General features: G+C 67.4%; 13 protein-coding genes. 7 read left to right on the plus strand and 6 right to left on the minus strand.

Annotated elements, in window-relative coordinates; translation table 11 throughout:
* The first annotated feature begins 128 nt into the window (after positions 1-128).
* Complete coding sequence (locus KF833_00305; GenBank protein MBX3743726.1) at positions 129-1,553, plus strand: serine/threonine protein phosphatase; 1,425 nt, start codon at positions 129-131, stop codon at positions 1,551-1,553.
* 22 nt (positions 1,554-1,575) lie between these two features.
* On the opposite strand, the gene KF833_00310 is transcribed toward KF833_00305, so the two are convergent.
* A complete protein-coding gene (locus KF833_00310; protein ID MBX3743727.1) occupies positions 1,576-2,559 on the minus strand; it encodes a LysR family transcriptional regulator in 984 nt (327 codons plus the stop codon).
* An 88-nt stretch (positions 2,560-2,647) separates the two neighbouring features.
* Between KF833_00310 and KF833_00315 the strand changes: the two genes are divergently transcribed.
* Positions 2,648-3,937, plus strand: a complete 1,290-nt coding sequence (locus tag KF833_00315; protein ID MBX3743728.1) for a cation:proton antiporter — start codon at positions 2,648-2,650, stop codon at positions 3,935-3,937.
* Between the two features lie 878 nt (positions 3,938-4,815).
* Here the strand turns inward: KF833_00315 and KF833_00320 are convergent.
* From KF833_00320 to KF833_00340, 5 genes are all read right to left on the minus strand, one after another.
* On the minus strand, positions 4,816-9,558 hold the full coding sequence (locus tag KF833_00320; GenBank protein ID MBX3743729.1) for a 2-oxoacid:acceptor oxidoreductase family protein: 4,743 nt from the start codon (positions 9,556-9,558) through the stop codon (positions 4,816-4,818).
* A gap of 169 nt (positions 9,559-9,727) precedes the next feature.
* The gene (infA, locus tag KF833_00325) at positions 9,728-9,940 is read right to left on the minus strand and encodes a translation initiation factor IF-1 (protein MBX3743730.1); all 213 of its coding nucleotides are present in this window, start codon (positions 9,938-9,940) and stop codon (positions 9,728-9,730) included.
* A 245-nt stretch (positions 9,941-10,185) separates the two neighbouring features.
* Positions 10,186-10,536, minus strand: a complete 351-nt coding sequence (locus KF833_00330; protein ID MBX3743731.1) for an RNA-binding protein — start codon at positions 10,534-10,536, stop codon at positions 10,186-10,188.
* Positions 10,537-10,913: 377 nt separating this feature from the next.
* Positions 10,914-12,470: a SpoIIE family protein phosphatase gene (locus KF833_00335; GenBank protein MBX3743732.1), complete on the minus strand. Its 1,557-nt coding sequence runs from the start codon at positions 12,468-12,470 to the stop codon at positions 10,914-10,916.
* Between the two features lie 64 nt (positions 12,471-12,534).
* The gene (locus KF833_00340) at positions 12,535-15,747 is read right to left on the minus strand and encodes a c-type cytochrome (protein ID MBX3743733.1); all 3,213 of its coding nucleotides are present in this window, start codon (positions 15,745-15,747) and stop codon (positions 12,535-12,537) included.
* A 207-nt stretch (positions 15,748-15,954) separates the two neighbouring features.
* On the opposite strand from KF833_00340, the gene KF833_00345 reads away from it, so the two are divergent.
* The 5 genes from KF833_00345 (at position 15,955) to KF833_00365 (ending at position 23,087) form a co-directional block, all read left to right on the plus strand.
* Positions 15,955-19,062 carry a hypothetical protein gene (locus KF833_00345; GenBank protein ID MBX3743734.1) on the plus strand — a complete coding sequence of 1,036 codons (3,108 nt, stop codon included), beginning with the start codon at positions 15,955-15,957 and terminating at the stop codon, positions 19,060-19,062.
* Positions 19,059-19,730 carry a response regulator transcription factor gene (locus KF833_00350; GenBank protein ID MBX3743735.1) on the plus strand — a complete coding sequence of 224 codons (672 nt, stop codon included), beginning with the start codon at positions 19,059-19,061 and terminating at the stop codon, positions 19,728-19,730. The genes KF833_00345 and KF833_00350 overlap by 4 nt, the downstream gene beginning before the upstream one ends.
* A 128-nt stretch (positions 19,731-19,858) precedes the next feature.
* On the plus strand, positions 19,859-20,224 hold the full coding sequence (locus KF833_00355; protein ID MBX3743736.1) for a response regulator transcription factor: 366 nt from the start codon (positions 19,859-19,861) through the stop codon (positions 20,222-20,224).
* A gap of 21 nt (positions 20,225-20,245) precedes the next feature.
* Complete coding sequence (locus tag KF833_00360) at positions 20,246-21,253, plus strand: peptidyl-prolyl cis-trans isomerase (GenBank protein ID MBX3743737.1); 1,008 nt, start codon at positions 20,246-20,248, stop codon at positions 21,251-21,253.
* Between the two features lie 28 nt (positions 21,254-21,281).
* Positions 21,282-23,087 (plus strand): hypothetical protein, encoded by a 1,806-nt coding sequence (locus KF833_00365; protein MBX3743738.1) that lies wholly within the window; start codon positions 21,282-21,284, stop codon positions 23,085-23,087.
* The last annotated feature ends 47 nt before the right edge of the window (positions 23,088-23,134 follow it).

Raw genomic sequence — 23,134 nt, forward strand, 5'->3', positions numbered from 1 at the left:
TCATGCCCGCCGACCTTCGTGCGTCACTCCTTGGGCCGTCGCCTTCCTGCGTCCAGCGCCCGCCATCACCCGAGCGCGCCGAACTCCGTGGATGCAAGACGTCCCGCATCGGCCCCCAGGCTGGCCCCTTGATCCTGGCACTCGTCCTCGCCCTCGTCCCGCTCGCCTGGCCTTCCGCGGCCCCAGCCGCCACGCCGCCGCCCGACTACGCCGCCTGGCGCGCCGCCTGCCGCGAACTGCCCACCAATCGTCAACTCGGACAGCGCCTCGCCCCCCGCCACCTCCTCCCCCTTCGATCGCCGGCCGAATTCAACCGCGCCCTCGACGAACTCCTCGACCTGTTCCGGTCCGGCCCCCTGGCCCAGGCCGATGCCTGGCTCGACGGTCCCCCTCCTCCTTCCTTCCTCGACCCCAACGCCGCGTACTACCTCCAATCCGACACCCCCTTCGTCCCGTTCGCCCGCCGGCTGCGCGTCCCACCCGGCTCCCGGCTCCTGATCCAAGGTGACCTGCACGGCGACATTCACTCGCTCCTGGCCTGCCTCGACCACTTCCAGGCGGAGGGGCACCTCGACGGATTTCGCATCGTCCGCCCGGAAGTGCGGATGGTCTTCCTGGGCGACTACACCGACCGCGGCATGCACGGCGTCGAGGTGCTCTACACCCTCATGCGGTTGCAGCTCGCCAATCCCGAGCAGGTCGTCCTCGTCCGGGGCAATCACGAAGACCTCAACCTGGTCGCCCGTTACGGATTCCTGGCCGAACTCGCCGCCAAATTCGGCCGCTCCGTCGATCCACGCCGCGTGGTGCGCCTCTACGACTTTCTCCCCGCCGTCCTTTACCTCGCCGGCGGCCCCGACGTCATCCAGTGCAACCACGGCGGACTCGAACCCGGCTACCAGCCTGCCCCGCTGCTGGACGCCCCCGATCCCGTTGCCTTCCACTGGATCCGCCAGCTCGATCAGAGCCGGTTCCTGGCCGAACACCCCGACTGGCTCGCCCGCCAGCCCGCCGCCACCCGCCGCCAGTTCCGGGAGCACCTCAAGGACTTCGTGCCAACCAGTCCCACCACGCCGTCCGTCCTGGGTTTCCTCTGGAACGACTTCACCGTGCTCCCCTCCGAACCCCAGTTTGCCCACGACCCCGCCCGTGCCTTCGTGTACGGCAACGAGGCCGCCCGCCTCATGTTCGATCGCGCCCGGGGACCGGCCCACCGCCTTCGCGCCGTCTTCCGCGCCCACCAGCATTCGGCCGCCCTCAGTCCCGTCATGCGCCGCCTCCTCGCCAGTCGAGGTCTGTACCGCCACTGGCAACCCGCCGACAGTCCCGCCCTGCTCCTCGCCCCTCCCGCTTCCCTCCGGACCCGGCTGGAAACGTCCGAGGAACGTTCCCTGCCCGACGGCTCGGTCTGGACCTTCAATGTCTCGCCCGACAGCGTGTACGGCACCGGGTGCGGTTTCGGGTTCGCCACCGTCGGCGAACTGATCACCGGCGATTCCTGGCCCGACTGGCGCCTCCGCGTCCACACCGTCCAGGTGGTCCCCGACCCGTGAACTCCAGGCAGGCGCCGGCAACTCAGCGCTCTTCCAAGGCCTCCTCCCCCGGACCGCCCACAGGAACGGCCTCCGTCGTCTTCCCTTCCCCTGCCCTCCCCTTGGGGTCCGGCCAGAGGCGGCCCGCCACCTTCCACGCCACCACCAACTCCCGAAAGCGCACCACCGCCGGCGTGTCCTCGTCCTCATGCCACACCAGCACGAGGGGGACGGTCTGCCGTGGACGCAGCGGCACAAACCGCAGCGCCCGATCCCGGACCCCGACGGATTCCGTCACGATCCCCATCCCGGCCCCGGCCGCCACGTAGGTAAGGACGGTCCCGATGAGGCTGGGGGTATGCGCCAGGCGCGGAGGGAACCCCGCCGCCCGGCAGGCCCCCAGAATCGCATCGTGCAACCCCATGCCCTCGCGTCGCGCCAGCACAATCAGGGGTCCCTCCGCCAGCGCCCGCCATTCCATCGAAGACCTCCCCGCAAGGGGATGATCCTCCCGCAGGACCACCCCCAGGCGCTCGTCGCGCAACAAGACGGTGCGCATCCCCAGCGACTCATGACCCGTCACCGGCCGCGTCATCGCCACCGACAGCCGGGTCTTCGACACCATCTCCCAGACCCGCTCCGGGGTCCGTTCCTCCAAATGCAGGGCCACCCTCGGGTGCCGCTGCCGGTAGGCATGCAGCAGCCGCCCCAGGAACGGCTCCGTGGGCGGCCCGATGTACCCCAATCGGAGTTCCCCCTCCTCCCCCGAGGCCGTTCGACGCACCCTTCTCAACCCCTCCTCCAACCGCTCGACCACCACCGCCACCTCCCGGAGCAGCACCGCCCCCGCCGGGGTGAGCCGGACATGGTGCCGCGACCGCTCCAGCACCGCGGCCCCCAATTCCCGCTCCAGATCCTGCACCGCCCGGCTCAGAGCCGGTTGCGCAATCCGCAGCCGGCGCGATGCCCGGACAAAGCTCAGTTCCTCGGCCACGGCCTGGAAATATCGGAGATGACGCAGATCCACGGTGTCGTCCAGTGATAACAGCAGGGCATCACGCTGATAGCGAGGTATTGTTTCCATCATAAGCCCCCGCCTGCTACCCATGCCGGCCATGAGTCATGGCGACCTCGCCGTTCTCTTCTTCCTCCAGATCGCCGTCATCCTCGCCGCCTGCCAGGCGGTCGGTTGGATCGCCCGGCATTTCGGCCAGCCCCAGGTCGTCGGCGAAATGATCGCCGGGGTCCTCCTCGGCCCCTCCCTCCTCGGCCTCTTCTTCGCCGGCACCTCCGCCCGCCTGTTCCCCGAGGAGTCGATGAAGGTCCTGTTTCCCGCCTCCCAACTGGGTCTCGCTGCCTACATGTTCGTGGTCGGACTCGAGTTCCGCGTGGACATCGTCCGCCGCCGCTTCCACAGCGCCATGGCCGTGTCGGTGGCCGGCATGGCGGCCCCGTTCGTTCTCGGGGGTCTCCTCGGATGGTTCTTTCACCGGCACACCGACCTCTTCCCCGATCGCACCACCCTCTTCGAGGCGGTCGTCTTCCTCGGCGCGTCGATGTGCATCACTGCGTTCCCAATGCTCGCCCGAATCATCCATTTCAAGGGCCTCGCCGGAACCACCATGGGCACCGTCGCGCTCGGCGCAGGCGCCATCGACGACGCCGCGGCCTGGTGCCTCCTCGCCGTCGTTCTCGCCAGCTTCGATGGCGACTTCACCCAGGCCGCCCGCAATATCGCCCTCGGCGCGGCCTACGTCGCCGTCACACTCCTCCTGATCCGGCCCCTCCTCGAAGCCTGGGCCCGCGGCATCGAACGGCGCGGCCTCCTGTCCGACCGCGAATTCGTCTTCTGCCTCGTCCTGCTGGCCCTCGGCGCGTGGATCACCGATGCCATCGGTCTGCATGCCGTCTTCGGCGCCTTCATCATGGGCACCGCCATGCCACGCGGTCTCGTCACCCGCTCCCTGATCGAACGTATCCAGCCCCTCACCGTCGCCCTCCTCCTGCCCCTCTTCTTCACCTACTCGGGACTCAACACCCAGATCGGCCTGCTCGATTCCAGTTACCTGTGGGCCATGGCCGGCCTGGTCCTCTTCGCCGCCATCCTCGGCAAGGGCGTCGCCTGCTGGCTGGCCGCCCGGCTCACCGGACTCTCCAACCGGGAGGCCCTCGGCATCGGAACCCTCATGAACGCCCGCGGTCTGATGGAACTGATCATCATCAATATCGGCCTCCAGCGCGGCATCATCTCCCCCTCCCTCTTCGCGACCCTGGTCATCATGGCGGTGGTCACCACCCTGATGGCCTCCCCGATCTTCGAATGGCTGGTGGCCCAACGATCCTCCCCGGCCGGAAACGAAGACAGGGAAGATCGTCCCATGCCCCACCACGCTTCCGGCGGCTGAGGGCGGACCTGCCCCGAATCCTTAGCATGGCGAGCCTACAAATGAGTCAGACACCTAGTATTAGTTATTGACCCCAGGTTCCTGCCCTGTAACCCCGCACGCACCGCAGAAAACCGATCGAACCGCAGGGGACGATCTGGTCGCGGTTCGTCAATAATGGTCTGCCTGGCTTGTTAACTGCGTCATTGAATTGGAGCGAATCAGCTTCAAGGGGTCGGTCGATGCGGTTCGTCGCTTCAGCGAAGCCTTGGCACAGGCACGGAACCGGAAGCAGCGCCGGCGGCTGGAGGACCAACTCCTGGCAGTCCTGGCCCACGACCTTGTGCCCGATCGTCCGGGCCGTCGGGAACCCCGTGCGATCAAGAGGCGCCCCAAACCCTTTCCGTTGCTGACATGCCACCGCCGCCAATACAAGGAGATCCCCCACCGCAATCGCTGTCGTCCCAAGAACGAGCCCAAGAACGAGCCCAGGATTTCAAGGGGCTAAACTAAGCGCCATTCAAGTCAGACACCTTGTTTTTGACCCCAGGTTCCTGCCCGGTAACCCCGCACGCACCGCAGAAAACCCATCGAACCGCACGGGACGATCTGATTGCGGTTCGTCAATAATGGCATGCCTGGCTTATTAACTGCGTCAATAATGATTTGCCGGGCATGTTATCTGGAATCATGTCAACAAAAACTAGCCTGTCTTATTCTTTCAAAATCAACAGTAAGCCGCCTGTCTTATTATTTATATTTATGCAGATGGGCAGGGGATGCCGGGAACCCATCCGTAGGCGCTCCAAACCCAAACCGTGCGAACCGTTCGGCTCCGAATTCCGCCTTGTCGAACGGCTCGGCTCCGGAATTCCCCTCGCTTCGTAGGGCGCGGCCCTTCAGCCACCGTTGGCTTGGGCCAGACTGGCGGCGGCCAGTTCCGCCGGGTTGCGTCGGGCATCCTCGACGCTGACCTCCCCGGCATCGATGCGGGCGAGCAGGGCCTTCTGTGCGAGGTAATCCTTGTTGGTCACCCCGGCCCGGCTCTGAAGCATCCGCCATGCCTTCCGCCGTTCCACCCCGAACAGCACCATCTGGCGGCTGACCGCGAAGCACTTCAGTTTTCCATCCACTTCGGCACGAATGTAGGTCCCGAAATTGGGGACGTGGCTTCGGTGGTTCGGATCGAACACACGCCGGTGCACGATGTCGTCCTGGGTGATCAACCAGAGCTGGTCAACGAAGGGCACCAGGTTGGTCGCCTCTTCCTCGCGGATCGCCTTCACATGCTTGCGGAATCGACCCTCGGTCACCGCCCAATGGGCCACCGTCATGTCGTATTCCTCGCCGCTCCTGGCGAAACGGGTCCGCCACCAGTCCCGGTCCAGGGCGGGATTGCCACGCAGATCGAAGGCCTCCTGGCTGGTCTCGCCCTTGCGAGGATTGAAGACGAACTCCGGCATGCCGCGGGCGTCGCGCACCAGGCGGGCCTGATCGGCGGACATGTTGTCGCCCACCCCGTGCTCGGGCTGGCAGGTGGTGTAGCACTGGAAGAACGCCGTGCCCCTGTACTCCACGCCATCGAGCATGGCCTTGTAGAGCTTGGCCGCGTTGGCCATCGAAACCTGCGCCACGAACGGCGAGCCGTGTCCCGCGGTGAACGCCTCGGCCACGTTCTTCTTCTCGATCAGCTTGCCCTGCGACGCCACGCCGAACTGGTTCATGTCGTACCCGCCCAGCATGGTCGAGGAATCCGAGTTCTGGCCGCCGGTGTTCGAGTACACCTGGGTGTCCAGCATCAGGATCTTCACGTTCGGCCGGTTCTGCAGCATGACCTTCGAGACGTTCTGGAACCCGATGTCCCCAATGGCGCCGTCCCCGCCGATGACCCAGACCTTCGGCAGTTCCCGCACCTCCTGCTCGGTCATCAGCGTGTCGTCCAGATGCGTCAGCGTGAACGCCTCAGCCTCGGTCAAGGAACCTTCCGTCCGATCCAGCAGCGCGTCCGCAATCCGCTCCGGCACCACGGAACGCCGGGCGTGCGCCAGGATGACCGACTCCGCCATCAGCCAGGAAATGGTCGCCCCGTCCTGGAACAGCGAGTTCATCCACGGGTACGGATGGGGATTCGAGGGCGGCGTCGATCCGTACACCGTGTTGCAGCCGGTGCTGGCCCCCATCATCATCACCGACATTCCCTGCGCCGGCCGGCCGTCGATCGCCTGCAGGTTCTTGTGATCGAAGGCGTCCTGGCGCAGCACCGCGGCCAGTCCCCCCACAATCTCCGTGTCCGCAATCGTCCCGTGCCGCGCCTCGTACGCGGCGATCCGCGTCGCCGTGTCCTCGGCACTCTCGCCCCCAAGTCCGATCACAATGTGGGCGAACAAGGTGCGCAACCGCTCGTAACCCGCGGCGTCCCGAGCCTTCAACGACGCCAGCCGTTCCACACCCTCCTGTTCCAGCCGGTCCGCCTTGCCGCGCAACCGGTCGGCCTTGCGGTGGTAGATGGGACGCAGGTAGGCCTCGGTCACCGAGGTGCAGGCCCGCAGGACGCTCTTCTCGCCGCAGCCGGCGCAGGCTCCGTCGCCCGAAACCAGCGCCTCGTAGTTCCGCCGCACCATGAGGTGATTGCGAAGGGCCGCCTCCCGGGATTTCTCGGGCTCGCTGTCGTTGTAGAGACCGAGGTACTTCTGCGGGGTGTCCGGCAGCAGACGGGAGAAGATCTGCGCGGTGGTGAGCTGGGCGTTCAACTCCTCCGTCTCCCGCGTCATCCGCAGCGCGTCGTGATCCCCGCACACCTGAACGCACTCGCCGCATCCCTTGCATAGATCGCTGACAAAGATGGCGAAAAGCCCGCCGGAGCCGGCCTTCTTCTGTTCGACCGAACGGTAGATGGCCGGGACATTCGAATAGGCCAGCGGCAGTTGCTCGAGAATCCCGAGGAACTGGCCCCGCGCCTCCTCGGACATCCCGGTCAGGCGCCCCGCCTCGTCCGCGACGATGTCCTTGAACGGCACCTTCTCCCGCTTCCTGACCGCCTCGTTCATCCGGGCCCGGGCCCGTTCCTCGAGGGCCGGAAGGGCCTCCACCAGTTTCCGGCGCTCGGCCGGATCCCGCACATAGTGGATGGCTGCGGTGCGAAGGACGGTCGCCACCTCCTGCGCGGTGTTCGGCAACGCCGTGTCCGGGCAGGCGGTGATGCACTCCATGCACTGGGTGCAGTTCTCCGCGATGTACACGGGCGTCTCGCGGCGGGCGACATACTTGGACTGCGTCGCCCCGGTGCCGGCTCCCATGACCGCAAGCGACGCCAGCGCTCCGGAGGGCTGGTGGTAGCCGAGCCCCGCCCGGAACTCGCTGTCGAACTTGGCCAGCGTCTGGAACGGGGCGCGCGTCTGCCCGGCCGGTCGCGCCACGCCGCCGGTGGCATCGCCGCACCCCGCGGTGGGAGGAAGCTCCGGCGCCTCGATGGGTCGCAACGGCGCGTTGCGCATCGACGAACGGTCCGGATCCTCGATCTCCCCGTACCGGATCTCCTGAACCCGGGAAAAGCCCCCGTTCATCACCGTCATGTTCGAGGCCACCACCGCCTCGCCGAACCGTCCGAACTTCTTCTCGTACTGGTGCCGCACCACCGAGTGGAACTGCTCCTCGCTGATGTCGAAATCGCGCAGAAACGAACTCACCCGGAAAAACGCCCCGAGAAACGAATTGCCCTGCATCCGCAACTGGAGTTCGGCCTGCTGGGTGGCCTCGCGGGCAATGTCGAATCCCGGCAGAATGAACACCCGGATCCCATTCTCGCGGACGAAGCGGCGATGCTGCGCCGGAATCCGCTGCCAGGCCGTCTCCGGGGAATCGCTGGATTCCCAGACCAGACTCCCACCCTTCTTCAGCCCCTCGAGCGGATTGGTGTGGGTGAAGGCCTTGGGATCGCAGCACAGCACCACGTCCACGTGGTTCAGCTCGCAGTTCACCCGCACCCGCTCGGGCGCAACCACCAGGTAGTAGTTGGTCGGGGCCCCCTTCTTCTCCGAGCCGTACTTCGGGTTGGCCATGACGTGGAGTTCGTCCTGACTCCGGCTGCCGGCGCCGCCCGACGCCGACCGCTCGGCGATGAACTGCCCGAGGTCGCCAATGATCGACCCGAGGTTCTTTCCCGTCGTGATCATCCCCCAGCCGCCAATCGAATGGAACCGCACCGCAATGGCCCCCTGCGGCAGAAGCGACGGCGTATCCTTGCTGATCACCGCCGCGGCGTGGTCCACGCCCAGCACCATGTAGGTCTCCCCCTCCGCCGCACCCCGCCCATCCCGGCGCCGCGTCTGGCCCGTGGCGAATTCGTAGGCGCCCAGAATGTGTTCCGGACGGAAATCCCGGGAACCGATGCCATAGGCACCGCGAAACAACCGGGGCGTCTCCTCCGGCGTCAAGGCCGGCAGCGGCCCGCCAAACCGCGCCGCCTCGAGCGCCTTGCCCAGCGCCGTCCGGATGTCCCGCGCCAGGGGGTTGTCGCCCGCCATCCCCTCGTCCGTGCGCTCGAGCACAATGACCGACTTCTTGCCCCGCAACGCTTCGATGATCGCTGCCTCCGGGAAGGGCCGGATGACATTCACGTGGATCGATCCGACCCGGGCATTGCGCTGGCCCCGCAGATAGTCGCAGGCGGCCTCGATGTTCTCCGCCGCGCAACCGAGGGACACAAACACCGTGTCGGCGTCCTCGGTCCGGTACTCGGTGAGGAAATGGTAATGCCGCCCGGTCAGACGCCCGAATTCGGCGTACGCCTGTTCCAGCATGCCGAGAATCGGTTCGTTGAAGTGGTTCCGACGGGCCACCACCCCGTTCATGTGATGCTCCTGGTTCTGAACCGGCCCGAGCAGGATCGGATTGCGTGGATCCATCATCTGCGGAACCCGCCGACGCCGCTCGCCAAACAACTCCCGCTGCGCCGGGGTGGGGCTCTCGATCAGGTCGTCCGGCGCCCCGAGAAACTCCCGCAGCAGCTCCGCTTCCGGTGCCAGATAGGTCCGCTCGGAATGCGTGGTCAGCATGCCGTCCTGGATGTTCATGCCCGGATTCAACGACAGCTCGTTGACCTTGCGCAGGATGATCGCCTGGTCGGCCGCCTGCTGGGCGTCCCGCGCCATCAACATCGTCCATCCCGTGTCCAGCGCGGCGTAGAAGTCGTCATGGCCGCAATGGACGTTGAGCGCGTGCTTGGTCAGCGCCCGTGCCCCAACCTCGAGGACCATCGTCGAAAGCTTCCCGGGCGCGTGGTAGTACTGCTCCATCGCGTACACGATCCCCTGCCCCGAGGTGAAGTTCACCGTGCGCCGCCCGGTCACCGAGTACGCCGTCGCTCCCCCCTGCGCCGCATGCTCGCCCTCCGCCTCGACCGCCACCTTCGGATGGCCCCAGACGTTCAATTCCCCCTGCGCGTAGGACTGCTGATAAATCTCCCCCCCTTCGGTGGAGGGAGTGATCGGATAGAAGACGCCCCCCTCCGTGATGCGCGTCTCGACCCACTGGGCCACCAGGTAGTTCCCGTTGCAGGTGACCCGGATCCCGGGGTACGGCGCCGGATGCCCCTTGGCGGACTTCGACGGCGCTCCTTCAGGGACAGATACGATTTCGGGCATCGACTCGGCTGGAGGGGTCATGAGGCTGGGGGGTACAGGTTGTCCACGACGTCACCACGGGCACTGTGGTTTGGCAAACGTGTTCACGAACCGTATCAGTCCAGCTTCCCACGACAACCCCGAAGCGTGCGTCCGCCCACGCTGGGGAAGCTCGAAACGCCCACCCCGCTCAACCCACCCGCCAGACAATCCGGGCCTTGCCCAGATCGTACGGAGACATCTCCATCCGGACCCGGTCCCCCGTGGTCAGGCGCACCCAGCGCTTGCGCATCTTCCCCGAGATCACCGCCAGGACCTCGTGGTTGTTGTCCAACTGCACCCGGAACATGGTCCCGGGCAGAACCGTCGTGATCTTCCCTTCAACTGTGATGTGATCTTCCATAGAAAACTCGCTCTGACCCGCATCCTCGCACGCCCGGCACCGCAACAACAATCTCCCGTTTCGCAAAGACTTTCCAAGGCATCCCCGCGAGATCGGCAAACCGGACGGTCCCCGTGAAGTCCTGCCCCGCCTTCCACCCCGGAACCGGCATCGCCACGCTCACGATGACCGGGCACAACAAGGGGAGACCCAGCCGCCAATCGGCCGGGTCTCCCTCGAATCCAACAACGGGATGCTTGGGACGCTTAGTAACGGCCGCGCCCGCCGCCGCCGCCGCCACGGCCACCGCCGCCGCCGCCGTAACCGCCACGGCCACCACCACCGCCACCACCACCCGAGGGACGCTCCTCCCGCGGACGGGCGATGTTCACCGTCAGCGGACGGCCGTCCAGGGACGCTCCGTTCATCGCGTCGATGGCGCGCTGCGCCTCGTCAGGCGAACTCATGGTCACAAAACCAAACCCCCGGGGACGACCCGTTTCACGATCCACCATCAGGTTCGCCTCGACGACCGTCCCGTGCGCCGCAAAGGCGTCGTGGAGGTCATTCTCAGTCGTGTTGAAGGAGAGATTCCCCACGTACAATTTGTTGTTCATAACGATCTAAACCGCCGCCCAGCGCAACCGACCTTACCAGACTGTTCCCGACCACCGGGTTTCGAATCATCACTGAACAACGTTCACCTGAAGATCTACCAGACCGTGGAAGCGACATGCAGCCGAATCGGCGGGGAAAGAATGCCGATCCAGTGTCCCCATGCAATGCTTTTTTCGGACATTCTGCAGCCCCGCATTCCGGAGGGGTGGGGAGTGGTGCGGGCTTCGCAAAGCGCGGCATCCGAGGGCCGGATTCCACGAGGCCCCAACGGTTTGGCGCCCTGGGTTGTGAACTCGCGGATCTCGTCCCCCCGATTCGCTGCCTCCTCACCCACCCTCCGGCGACGCACCGTGGAAGCCCCATGACCGTCGGCCCCTCAGGATCGCGCCATCGCCTTCACGACGACCACCGTCAGATCGTCGTCAATCGGCTCCGGACCCGCATACCGGCCCGCCGCCTCGCACAACGCACGCACAATCTCCGCAGCCGGCCGCTCCGCATGCGCCCGCACCACGTCCAGCATCCGTTCCAATCCGAAATCGCCCTCGGCTTCGAAGCCGTTCGCCGTGGGATGCGCCTCCAGGATGCCGTCGGTGTACAACACCAGAATCTCCCCGGGCATCATCCGGATCGGCTGGACGGAACGGTGGGCCGCTCCCATCCCGAAACCCAACGGTCCCCCCGTGCGCCGGAGTTCGCTGCGAACACGCCCTCCGGCATCCAGCAACAGCGCCGGCGGATGCCCCGCGCTGGCATGCACCAGCGTCCCCGTCGCCGGGTCCAACCGGATCAGCACCAGGGTCACGTAATACTCCCCCTGGACATCCTCGGAGATCACCCGGTTGACCCGCGACACCAGCTCGGCCGGGTCGGAACAGTGATGGGCCACGCCGCGCAACAAGCCCCGCGTCTCAACCATCAGCAGACTCGGCCCCAACCCATGGCCGCTGACGTCTGCCACCACCAACCCGACCTGTCCGTCCGGCATCGTCAGGAAATCGTAGTAATCCCCCCCGGTCGCATCGGCCGGCACCGAAATCCCGGCAATGTCGAATCCCGGAACGACCGGCGCCTCCCGGGGAAAGAGCCGTTGCTGGATCTCCCGCGCGGCCCGCATCTGCTCCTCGCGCGCCAGCAGCGCGGTTTCGTTGCGCCGCTTCTCCGTGATGTCCCGGGCGAACAGCACGATCCAACGCCGCTCCGGCAGTTCCAGGCGGCTCGAGGTCACCTCCAACAACAGCACGAGTCCGCCGGAACCCAGGGCCGGACCCTCCACCGGGACCTGTCCCGCCCCGCTGCCGTCCCCCTGTCCCACCGAGGCCAGCGCCCGCTGCAGTCCCCCGCCACCCTCCGGTTCCAAGGACCGGATGGTCCGCCCGGCCAGTTCGTCGGCGCGCACCCCGAACATCCGTTCCGCGGCCGGATTGGCAAAGGCGATGGCGCCCGACTCGTCGCAGACAAGCACCCCGTCCGGCGAGGTCTCCCAAAGACTGCGATACCGCAGTTCGCTCTCCCGCAACCGGCGCTCCGCCTCCCGCCGCGCCCGCCGCTCGACCGCCTCCCGCAGTTCCCGTTCCACGGCAGGCAGCAGGCGGGCCGTCTGCCCTTTCATAACGTAGTCATGGGCCCCGGCCTTCATCGCCGCCACCGCGACATCCTCCCCGATGCCCCCCGACACAATGATGAACGGAATGTCGAGCCCCTTGCCCTGGAGCAGTCGCAACGCCTCCGAGGCGTTGAACGACGGCATGTTGTAATCCGCCAGGATGATGTCCCACCCCTCGCCCGCCAGCGCCTCCTCCATCGCGTCCGCCGTCTCGATCCGCCTCGAATGCACCTCGTAGCCGGCCGCCTTCAACGCCTGCACCATCACCCGCGCATCGAATTCGGAGTCCTCCAGGATCAGGGCGCGAAGCGGAACGCGGGTGCTCATGACACATGCGGCCCGTCCGGTGCCGCCCCGACAGGCTGCCGTTCCCCATACCCCGCCGTCAAATTCAGGGATGACTCCGGCTGCTGGCCAGGTACTCGAAAAGATCGATCAGGTCCTGGTCCGGCAGTTCCTCGAATCCCGAGGGCATGATCGACAGCGGCGACGCCTCAAGGGACCTGATGTCCGCACGCTGGATGACGTGCTTCTGATTGGCCAGATCCAGAATCTCAATCGTGGTCCGGCTCTCGGAATCCAGCCGCCCGGAAACCGATTCGTCGTCCCGCGTGGTCACCGTCCATAGCCGGTAGTTCGCCTCCACCGACCGGTTCGGATCAATGATGTCCAGGTAGAACTCGGCCTTCGGTCGCTCGCCAATCCCGGTGAGGTCAGGTCCGATCGGAACCCCTTCCCCGTCCATGACGTGACACACGGCGCAGTTCTGGACGTACACCCGCTTCCCGTTGACCACGTCGCCGGACTTCTCGGTGAGGGGCCGGATCCGGTCCAGATGGACCTGCATGTCGGTGATGGACGGCGCCTGATCGAGCGAACGTGCCAGTTGGCCAATCTCCCGGTTCCGGCTCCGGCGCAGCAGACCCCACACCTCCGCCGGCACGTCCGACCGCACCAACCGGCCCTCCTCCACCCGCCGCAGCAGCGCCAGCGTCCAGTCCGGGCGGCGGGTCAGGGTGAGGACGACCGCCCGCCGCGACGCCGGAGTCAGTCCCTCCCACACCCCCAGCAGGCTTCCCGCCGCCGCCTCGAGACGGCTGAGTCCCGCCGCGCGGATGAACTCGGTGGCCAGTTCGGGCGAGGTCCTCGGATCGATCTGCCGGACGATCGTCTGCAACGACGTCTCCGTGTCCTCGATGCCGATGAGTTGGGTGGCCGATCGCACCCGCTCCGCATCCGTCAGCGCCGGGTTCCCGAGACGCGCCGTCAACTCCCGGGCCAGCGCCGCGATTTGCGGTGCGAAGAGGTCGCGGCGCTGCCACGCCTCGGCCAGGGCCAGAAACGCAGGCCCGGCGTCTTCGGGAAGCGCGTTCATCAGCGCCACCAGCATCCGTTCCTGCTCGGGGGTGAACGTGGGGAGATCGTTCCGCGGCCACTGGGCGGCAAATCCCTCGAACACCGGGATCGACACCGCAACCGACGCCGTCCGGGCGGCCTCCAGATACGGCTGGATCCTTGCCCAGCCGGCGCTGGCAGCGTGGTGCCCGGCAATGCGCCGGACTGCCTCCGCCGCGTTTCCAGGCAGCGCGGCCGTGCCCGACCCGGTCGCCATGGCCGCCCTCAGAAAGCCCGCGGCATGACGCGCCCCGGCGGCCGTCGCGCCGTCGTTCAACCACTTGTCACCCGCCAGCGCCTCCGTGTTCAGGGCGGCGAACACAGCCGCCCCGGCCGCCTCCGAGGGTGGCATCTCCGCCAGCGCCAGCAGCGTCGCCAACCGCACCTGCCCGTCCGCATCCCCGAGCACTCCCGAAGCAAGCAGAGCCTCGCGCCCGGCCTCATGCCGGGGCAGGACCGCGGCCGCATTGCGCCGGACCCCTGCCGCCGGGTGCCGAAGGGCGGAGACCCCCGTCCGGAACGCCTCGGACCCCGGATCGTCGAGGGCCCCCAGGCCGGCCAGCGTCCAGAGCGCGTGGTTGGCGGCGGCGTTCAGGCCGATCGAATCGGTCCCACGGTCCCGAACCAGAGCGAGCAATCCAGGAACGACATCGTGCCGGCCGCGTTCGACCAGCAGCCGCTGGGCGTGGTTCCGCCACAACAGATTCCCGTTCCCCAGGGTGGCGACGAGATCCGCCGGCGAGGCCCGGTCGAGTCGGGGGGGCTGCGACGTGGGCTTCGAATCGCGATGCACCACGCGATAGATGCGACCGTGGGTCTTGTCCCGGAGGCTCGTCTCGTAGGCGTTGCCCTTGCCGTTCTCGAATCCCTCGGGAACCGGGTTGTGCTGGATGATGTAGTTGTACCAGTCGCTCACCCACAACGCCCCGTCGGGCCCCACCTCCGCCATCACCGGCGAGGCCCACTCGTCATCCGAGGCCACAAAAGACTTCAGATTCCGGGCCACGAAATCCGCCCCCCGCGGCTCGATGCCAAACTGGCCGATCAGGTGGCCGGTCGGTTCGCAGACGAAACCCACCCGGTTCCAGTACTCCATGGGAAAGCTCCGGGCCGTGTAGATGGCGGCCCCCGCCCCCGCGGTGTAGCGCCCATGCCAGTCCACCTGACGCACCTTGGTGGTGATCGGGTGGATGTCCTGGCTGTCGGCAATCGACTCCACCCGGCTCACCGACCAGCCCTGCACCGCCTCGTAGTAGCGGTTGGCAATCGGCATGTACATGTACGCGTTCCCGTTCGCCGTGGAGCCAAAGGCGATCCCGTTCTCGTCGAAGGCCAGCCCCCAGGTGTTGTTGTTGCTCGACCGGATGAACTCCATCGCCGAACCGCCCGGCCGGAATCGGAAAAATCCCTGCCCGAATCGATGCTCCCGCCCGCCAACGCTCCCGCGGAAGCCCGAGTACCCCACCACCCCCCACATCCACCCGTCGGGTCCCATCCGCAGGTTGCTCGCCGTCGCATGGGTGTCGCTCATGTTCCACCCCTCAAACAGGACCTTCCTGGAATCCGCCCGGTCATCCCCATTCGTGTCCCGAAGCAGCACGGTCTCCCCGGAGTGAATCACAATGATCCCCCCTTCGGCGAAGGCGAATGTCGTGGGAATGCTCAGCCGGTCCGCAAACACCGTGAACCGGTCCGCACGCCCGTCGCCATCCGTGTCCTCGGCGATCGTAATCCGGTCCCGCCCCTCACCCGGCGGCTGCAGTTCGTTCGGATAATCCCGCGTCTCGGCAATCCACAAACGACCCCGCTCGTCCCACGCGAAACAGATCGGTTTGAAGATGTCCGGCTCATGCGCAAAGAGGGTCATCTCGAAGCCTTCCGGCACGACGTACCGCCGCGCGGAATCCCCGGGCGTAAGGGGCTTCTGCATGACGGTGATCGCCTCGCCCTGCACCCCCCACCGTTCCCCCGGTATGTAGTTCGGCAGCCGGTCGGGTGCCGGGATGGTCTCCAACGGTGGCAACCCCGCCTTGGGACTCGTCGGGGTGGGCGGCAGCCGGAAGCCCGTCCGTGGATCTCCGCCGGCGGCGGACAGAACCCCCAAAACCATCCAGCCGCCGGCCAGGGCCAGGGCCAGCGGACGGCGGTCGCGGAGACGGCGGTCGCGGATCGACTTCGCGGACAACGTTGGAAAGGCGGCAAAAGACATGGGCATCAGTGTCGGGTCGGCGTGGTTGGATCGGATGACGCACTCTCCTACCGGATGGCGGCACGGAAGGCGAGCATGGAGACATTCGGCAGTTCGATGGATGCATGCCGAAGGTTCCGGCTTGCGATGCCGTGTGGACTGCGTCGTCATCGCTGGTCTTGGATGCTCCACCCGAGTCCTGCTCCGACGCCCCGCCTCCCCCTCCCCATGATCGCGCCATGGGGTCAATTCACGATTCCCGCACTCCGGGTCGCCTCACGCCTCTACCTCGCCCTCGTCGCCCCCGCCCTGGCCCTGGCTCTCGTCCTCGTTCCGCGACCCTCCCTCGCCGCCAATCTGGTCTTTGACCGCTGGACCATCGACAACGGGCTCCCCCAAAACTCTGTCCAGGCCCTGCTGCAAGGCTCCGACGGCTACCTGTGGCTGGCCACCTTCGACGGCCTCGTCCGCTTCGATGGCGTCCGCTTTACCGTCTTCAACAAGGCCACTTCGCCCGAACTCCCCAGCAGCAGCATCCTGTCCCTGCGCGAAGATCGCGACGGAGCCCTCTGGCTCGGGCTGGCCAGCGGCCAGGTGGTGCGGTTCCATCGCGGATCCGTCACCCCCTTCGGCCGTGATCACGGACTCCCAGGTACCGCCGTCTTCGGCATCGGAGATGACGCCCTCGGCGTCCCCTGGTTCCTGTGCCAGGACCAGCCCATCCCCATTCACCACGCGTGGATCCCCGGCTTCCGCTGGTTCTCCTGGCGGGAGAATCGCTTCCATCCCGTCACCCAGCCCGCCCCCTCCCAACCCTACGATGACCTGTGGTGGACCGTCCCGGACGGCAGCGTCTGGGCCGTGGACACCCATGGCCTGCATCACTTCTACGGGCCGGTGGCCCGGACCATCACCCACGACGACGGACTCCCGGACCTTCGCATCCGCGGCGCCTACCGCGACGCGTCCGGAACGCTCTGGGCACTCGGTCAATCGGGCTACCTCGCCCGCATCGAACACGGACGCGTCTCCCGCCTCTACACCACCCTGGACGGCCTGCCGGACACCTGGACCACCGATCCGAGCGCGCCACGTCACTTCCTCGCCATGGAAGATGCCCGAGGCGCCGTCTGGCTGTCCGGCATGGGCGTCTGGCTCGCCCGGCTCGCCAACGGGGTCTTCACCACGTTCCCCAACCCCAATCCGTCCGGCGGTCGCATCAACGCCCTCCATCGCGGCCCCGAAGGCGACCTCTGGATCGGCACCGATGGCGCCGGCCTGCTGCGCGCCCGCGAACACCCCATCCGCGTCATCTCCATCCCCGAAGGCCTCCCCGCAGGCAATATCTATCCCGTCCTCGAAGACCGTTCCGGCGCGGTCTGGGTCGGCGCCTGGGACCAGGGCCTCGCCCGGATTCAGAACGAAATCATCAGCCCCTACGCGGTCCGTGACGGCCTTCCAGACGCCCTCGTCACCTCCCTCCTCGAAGACCGCCTTGGCCGGCTCTGGGTCGGCACCTACGGCGGACTCTGCTTCCTCGAGTCCGGACGCTTTCACCCCGCGCCCCTTCCCCTCGGTCAGCCCGGATACGTCATCTCCGCCATCCTCGAGGATCGCCATGGCACCCTCTGGTTCGGCTCCGACCTCGGCCTCTGGCGCGTTCAAGGCGCCCAACCCCACCTCCTCACCCACCAGGATGGCCTCGCAGGCGACGCGGTCATCGCCCTGCTCGAAGGCCGGGACGGCGATGTCTGGGTGGGCTCCTCCCAGGGACTCTCCCGCCTCCAGAATGGACAGGTCACCTCCTGGACCGAACGCGATGGCCTGCCCAGCAACTACGTCCGCGCCCTCCACCAGGATGCCAACGGAACCCTCTGGATCGGCACCCGCGACGGCGGCCTCGGCCGCTTTCGCGACGGCACCTTCACCCGCATCACCGTCCGCGACGGACTCTTCAACAACGGCGTCTTCCAGATCCTCGAAGACGAGATGGGCTACTTCTGGATGACTTCCAACAAGGGCATTCACCGCACCCGCCGCGCCGACCTCGACGATTTCGCCGCCGGACGACGCCCCTCCATCCTCTCGGTCGGCTTCGACAAGAGCGACGGCCTCCGCAACATCGAATGCAACGGCGGTCGCTCCCCGGCCGGCATCCGCGCCCGCGACGGCCGCCTCTGGTTTCCCACCCAGGACGGCGTCGCCATCGTCAATCCCACCGCCGTCCACAGCAACCCGCGTCCCCCGGGCGTCGTCATCGAAGCCGTCCTCCTCGATCGTCAGCCCGTCCCCCTCCACGGGCCGGTGATCATCCCGCCCAGTGCCGACCACCTCGAGATCCAGTACACCGGCCTGAGCTTCATTCATGCCGCCCGCATGTCCTTCCGGCATCGCCTCGAGGGGATCGACCATAACTGGGTCGAAGCCGGCAGCCGCCGCGCCGCCCACTACTCCCGCATCCCTCCGGGCCGTTACGCCTTCCAGGTGATGGCCGCCAACAGCGACGGCGTCTGGAGCACCACCGCAGCCATGATCCCCATCCATGTCCTCCCGTCCTGGTGGCAAACCTGGTGGTTCCGAACCGCCGCCTCCCTCGGCTTGCTCGGCCTGCTCTTCGGGACCTTCGAAATCCGCGTCCGCCACCTCAAACGCCAGCGCGCCCAGCAGGCCGCCTTCTCCCGCATGGTCCTCGAATCCCAGGAGGCCGAACGCAAACGCATCGCCGCCGATCTTCACGATGGCCTCGCCCAGAATCTCCTCATCGCCGTCCATCGCGCCGCCCTCGGCGCCCGCGAATGTCCCGACCTCCCCGCCGCCCGGGAACGCCTCGTCGAAATCGAGGGACTCCTCCACGACGCCCTCCACGAGGTGCGCGCCGTCTCCCAGAACCTCCGCCCCGTTCTCCTCGAGAAAATCGGCCTCACCCGCTCCCTCGAAGCCCTCGTCCGCAAGGCCTCCGAAGTGTCCCCCGTCCGCTTCCAAATCCAGCTCGGCCCCCTCGACACCTGGTTCTCCCCCGCCGATGCCATCCACGTCTTCCGCCTCTTCCAGGAGGGCATCCAGAACATCCTCAAGCATTCCCGCGCCTCCGAGGCCGCTGTCACCGCCCAACCTGACGTGGGAGGACGCGCCTGCCTCATTCTCTCCGACAACGGACGCGGCTTCGACCCCGACGCCGTCGCCGCCACCGAACCCGGTTCCGAACTCGGCCTCGTCGGCATGGCCGAACGCGTCCATCTCCTCGGCGGCACCTGGTCCTGCGAATCACGCCCCGGCCACGGCACCACCCTGATCATGCGGCTCCCCATCCGTCCCCACCCTCCCAACCCGCCATGAGCCGTCCCCCGCCCGCCAACAGCCCCATCCGCATCGTCCTCGCCGACGATCACCCCATCCTCTGCCACGCACTCCAGCAGTTGCTGGCCCGGGAAACCGACATCGACGTGATTGCAGAGGCCCACGACGGCGACGCTGCCCTCACCCTCGCCCGCACCCTCCAACCCTCCGTGTTGATCCTCGACGTCGAAATGCCCCGCCTCGACGGATTGTCGGTCGCCCGCACCCTGCTGACCGATCCCTCCCGGCCCCGCATTGTCTTCCTCACCATGCACAAGACGGAGGAGATGTTTAACGCCGCGGTCGATGCCGGCGCCCTGGGCTATGTCCTCAAGGAATCCGCCCATGCCGAAATCGTCCCCTGCGTCCGCCAGGTAACCCTCGGCCAACGCTACGTCAGCCCGGCCATCACCGACTTCGTTTTCCACCGCAACCGGCGCTCCCAGGACCTCACCCGCTCCCGCCCCGGCCTCGCCGCCCTCACCGCCAGCGAACGCCTGATCCTCAAACTCATTTCCCAGGACCGCACCACCAAGGAGATCGCCGACCAGCTCGGCATCAGCCCCCACACCGTCACCAATCACCGCGCCAACATCTGTTCCAAACTCGGCCTCCGCGGAACCCACAGCCTCCTCAAGTTCGCCTTCGACCAGAAGTCCTCCCTCTAAACCCTCGGTCTAGTCATATCCCACTAGGGAAGTGATTGTACGCACCGTCCCGGGTCCGGTCGTGCCCAGCCATTCTTCTCTCCCCCGCCCCTGACTCATTCTGTCGGCGTGGCCCGCACTCGTACCCCATGAAAATCATGGTGGTCGAGGACCACGCCCCGATGCGCTCCCTCATCCGAAACGCCCTGCGCCTCCCGGACGCTGAGATCATCGAGTGCGCCAGCGGCCCCGAGGCCGTCGCCCGCTACCCCGAAACCCATCCCGACTGGGTCACCATGGACTGCCGCATGGAACCGATGGACGGCATCACGGCCACCTCTCTTCTCCGCTCCCTCCACCCCGAAGCCCGTATCGTCATCGTCACCAGTTGGGATGACCCCTCCCTCCGTCTCGCCGCCCGCGCCGCCGGTGCCGAGGAGTACCTCCTCAAGGAACACCTCCACCTCCTCGCCGAAATCGTCCGCCGTCCACTCTCCCCTCCCCGCACCGCCTGACCCCGCACCGTGACACACCTCATGTCCCGCCGCCCCCTGCCACTCCGTCCCTCCTTCAGAGCCCGCCGTCGAACCACCGCGGCCACGGCTCTCGCCCTCGGAACCCTGGCCGCCCTGCTCGGTGCCGGTTGTCACCGCCCTTCAGATCCCCCCGTCCCCGACGTCGTCGCCCAGGTCGGCGATTCGGTCATCACCGTCTCCGAACTCGAATCTGAACTTGCCCGCCAGCTCAGCCTCGGCATCGCTCCCTCCCCTTCCCCCGCCCGGGTCCTCGATGACCTCATCCGTCATCGGATCCTCCTCACCCGCGCCCGGGCCGAGGGCATCCATGAACGCCCCGAAACCCTCCGCCTCATCGAGAACCTCATCGTCTCCCGCTACGAACGCGAACACGGTCCCGATCTCGACGCCCTCGCCGCCCCGGCCGAGGCCGACCTCCAGCAGGCATACCAGGAACGCCTCGACGCCTTCACCGATCCCGCCCAGGTCCGCCTCGGCATCCTACTCCTTCAAGGCTCCCCCAAAGCAGGCCCTGAACAGCGCGCCCGCCTCCGCCAACGCGCTCAGGATCTCCGTGACCTCGCCGCAACCGGCTCCCTCGAAACCTTCGCCGAACTGGTCCGCCTCCACTCCGATGATCGCGCCACCCGCTTCTCCGCAGGCGAAACCGCCTGGATACCCCGTCCCGACCCGGCCGCCTCGGGCTGGCCCCTCGCCGTCATCCAGGCCGGCCTTGCCCTTTCCAATCCCGGTGACGTCAGCGCGGTGATCGAAACCCCGGAGGCCTGCCACCTCGTGCAACTCCGGGACCTCCGCCCCGCCGCCGCCCGCCCCTTCGCCCAGGTTCGCAGCCGCCTCGCCCACGAACTCCACCTCGAACGTCAGGCCGCGGCCCGTCGCGCTTACGAGGCACGGCTCCGCGAAGGTCTCCCCGTGGTCATCCACCCGGAATCCCTCGCCCGCCTCGCCCCTTCCGCCACCCCCACCGTCGCCCGGCTCGAACCACCTCCTTCCATGCCCGCCCGCTGACCCACCCCCCCCGACTCCCCGCCCCGCCATGTCCACGCCCCGCTCCCTGACCCTCGTCCTCGCTGCCGGCCTCGCCCTCGGCGCTTCCACCGCCGTCCACGCCAGCACCCTGGTCACCCAGTCCTTCGAGCTGAACGCCGGCTGGAATGCCGTCTGGCTCGAAGTCCAGCCCACCAATGATGCCCCGGCGGTCGTCTTCCAGGACCTCGACCTCGAACAGGCCTGGACCTTCCGGCACCGGCTCCCGGCCGTCGATTTCATCCGTGACCCGGCCGAACCGGTCTGGAATCGCGACGAATGGATGAGCTGGGTCCCCGCAGCCCGCCCCGAATCCATCGCCAACAACCTCTTCGCCATCCCCGGCCATCGCGCCTACCTCCTCAAACTCGCCGCCCCAGGCACCCTCACCCTCACCGGTACCCCGGCCCTCCGCAGCCTCCCCTGGGCCGCGGACGCCTTCAATCTCCGCGGCTTCCCCGTCGATCCCGGCGCCCCGCCCACCTTCCGCGAGTTCTTCCGCCACGCCCCGGCCCACTTCGACGCCACCGCCAACGCCCCGCGCGCCATCTACACCCTCGGGCCCGCCGGCGCCTGGCTCCCCGTCGCCCCCACCGACCTCATGCGCTCCGGCGCCGCCTACTGGGTCTTCTCCCAGGGGGGCTCCGATTTCACCGCCCCGTTCGAACTCCGCATCGAACAGGGTGGCGACTCGCTCGACTTCGGACGTCATGTCGTTCAACTCACCCTCGAAGCCGTCAATCGCCGTCCCGCCCCGGTCAACGCCACCCTCGAACAACTCGATCCCCCGCCCTCCCCGGCCCTCGCCCACGCCGTCTTCTCCGCCACCGAAGGCACCCTTTGGCAGAACCTCCCCGCCCTCGTCCCCCAGGACGTGCCCGCCGGCGAAACCCGCTCCTGGCGCCTCGCCCCCCGACGCCAGTCCCTCGTCTCCGCCTCCTACGCCTCCCTCGTCGAGGTTCGCGACAACCTCGGCACCCGCCATTTCGTCCCCGTCACCTTCCAGCGCCTCAATGTCATCGCCGAAGACCCCGTCCGCCGCAATGCCGGCCTCTGGCTCGGCGTCGCCAGCGTCTCCGCCGTCAGCGAGGCCCACTCCGGCACCCTCGTCACCAACGCCGTCGCCTCCGACGGCACCCCCCTCTCCATCGAACGTACCGGCGTCAGTTCCACCCCCACCCCCACCCGCTCGGCCTTCCCCCTCCGGGTCCTCATCCACGTCGATGCCGATGGCACCGCCCGCCTCCTCCGCGAGGTCACGCAGATGTGGGAGGACGGCACCTACCGGATCAATCCGGAAGGGTTCCGCGAAGCCGACATCCCGGGTCGTTTCGTGCTCGTCACCGACCCCGCAAAGTTCAGCCGCTTCAAAGGCGTCGAGGTCCGTGGCGATGCCATCACCGGTCGCCGATTCAGTTCCGTCGGGTTCGATTTCCCCGGCAGCGGACCCGGCAATGCCGACAACTTCGTCACCCTCGCCGGAACCTTCGCCGCCGGTGCCTCCGTGTCCGGTTCGATCCACCTCGATGCCTCCTTCCCCACCAATCCCTTCCGGCACAAGTACCACCCCGATCACGACAACCTCGACGAGCGCTTCACCGATTTCCGCGCCGAAGCCTATGCCGTAACGCGCGCCTTCAGCTTCGAACTCTCCGACACCGACCCCGGTGACGGGCCGTCCACCCCGGACTACGGCTACGGCCAGCTCGCCGGCACCTACCGCGAAACCGTCACCGGCCTCCATCGCCAGCCCATCCATGCCGAAGGCACCTTCCGCCTCCGCCGCATCTCCGAGGTCGCCATTCTCAACCCCTGATCCGGTCCCGCCATGCGCCACCCCGCCAACGCCCGAACCCACTCCGT

It is taken from the genome of Verrucomicrobiia bacterium (genome assembly GCA_019634625.1).
Classification (GTDB): domain Bacteria; phylum Verrucomicrobiota; class Verrucomicrobiia; order Limisphaerales; family CAIMTB01; genus CAIMTB01.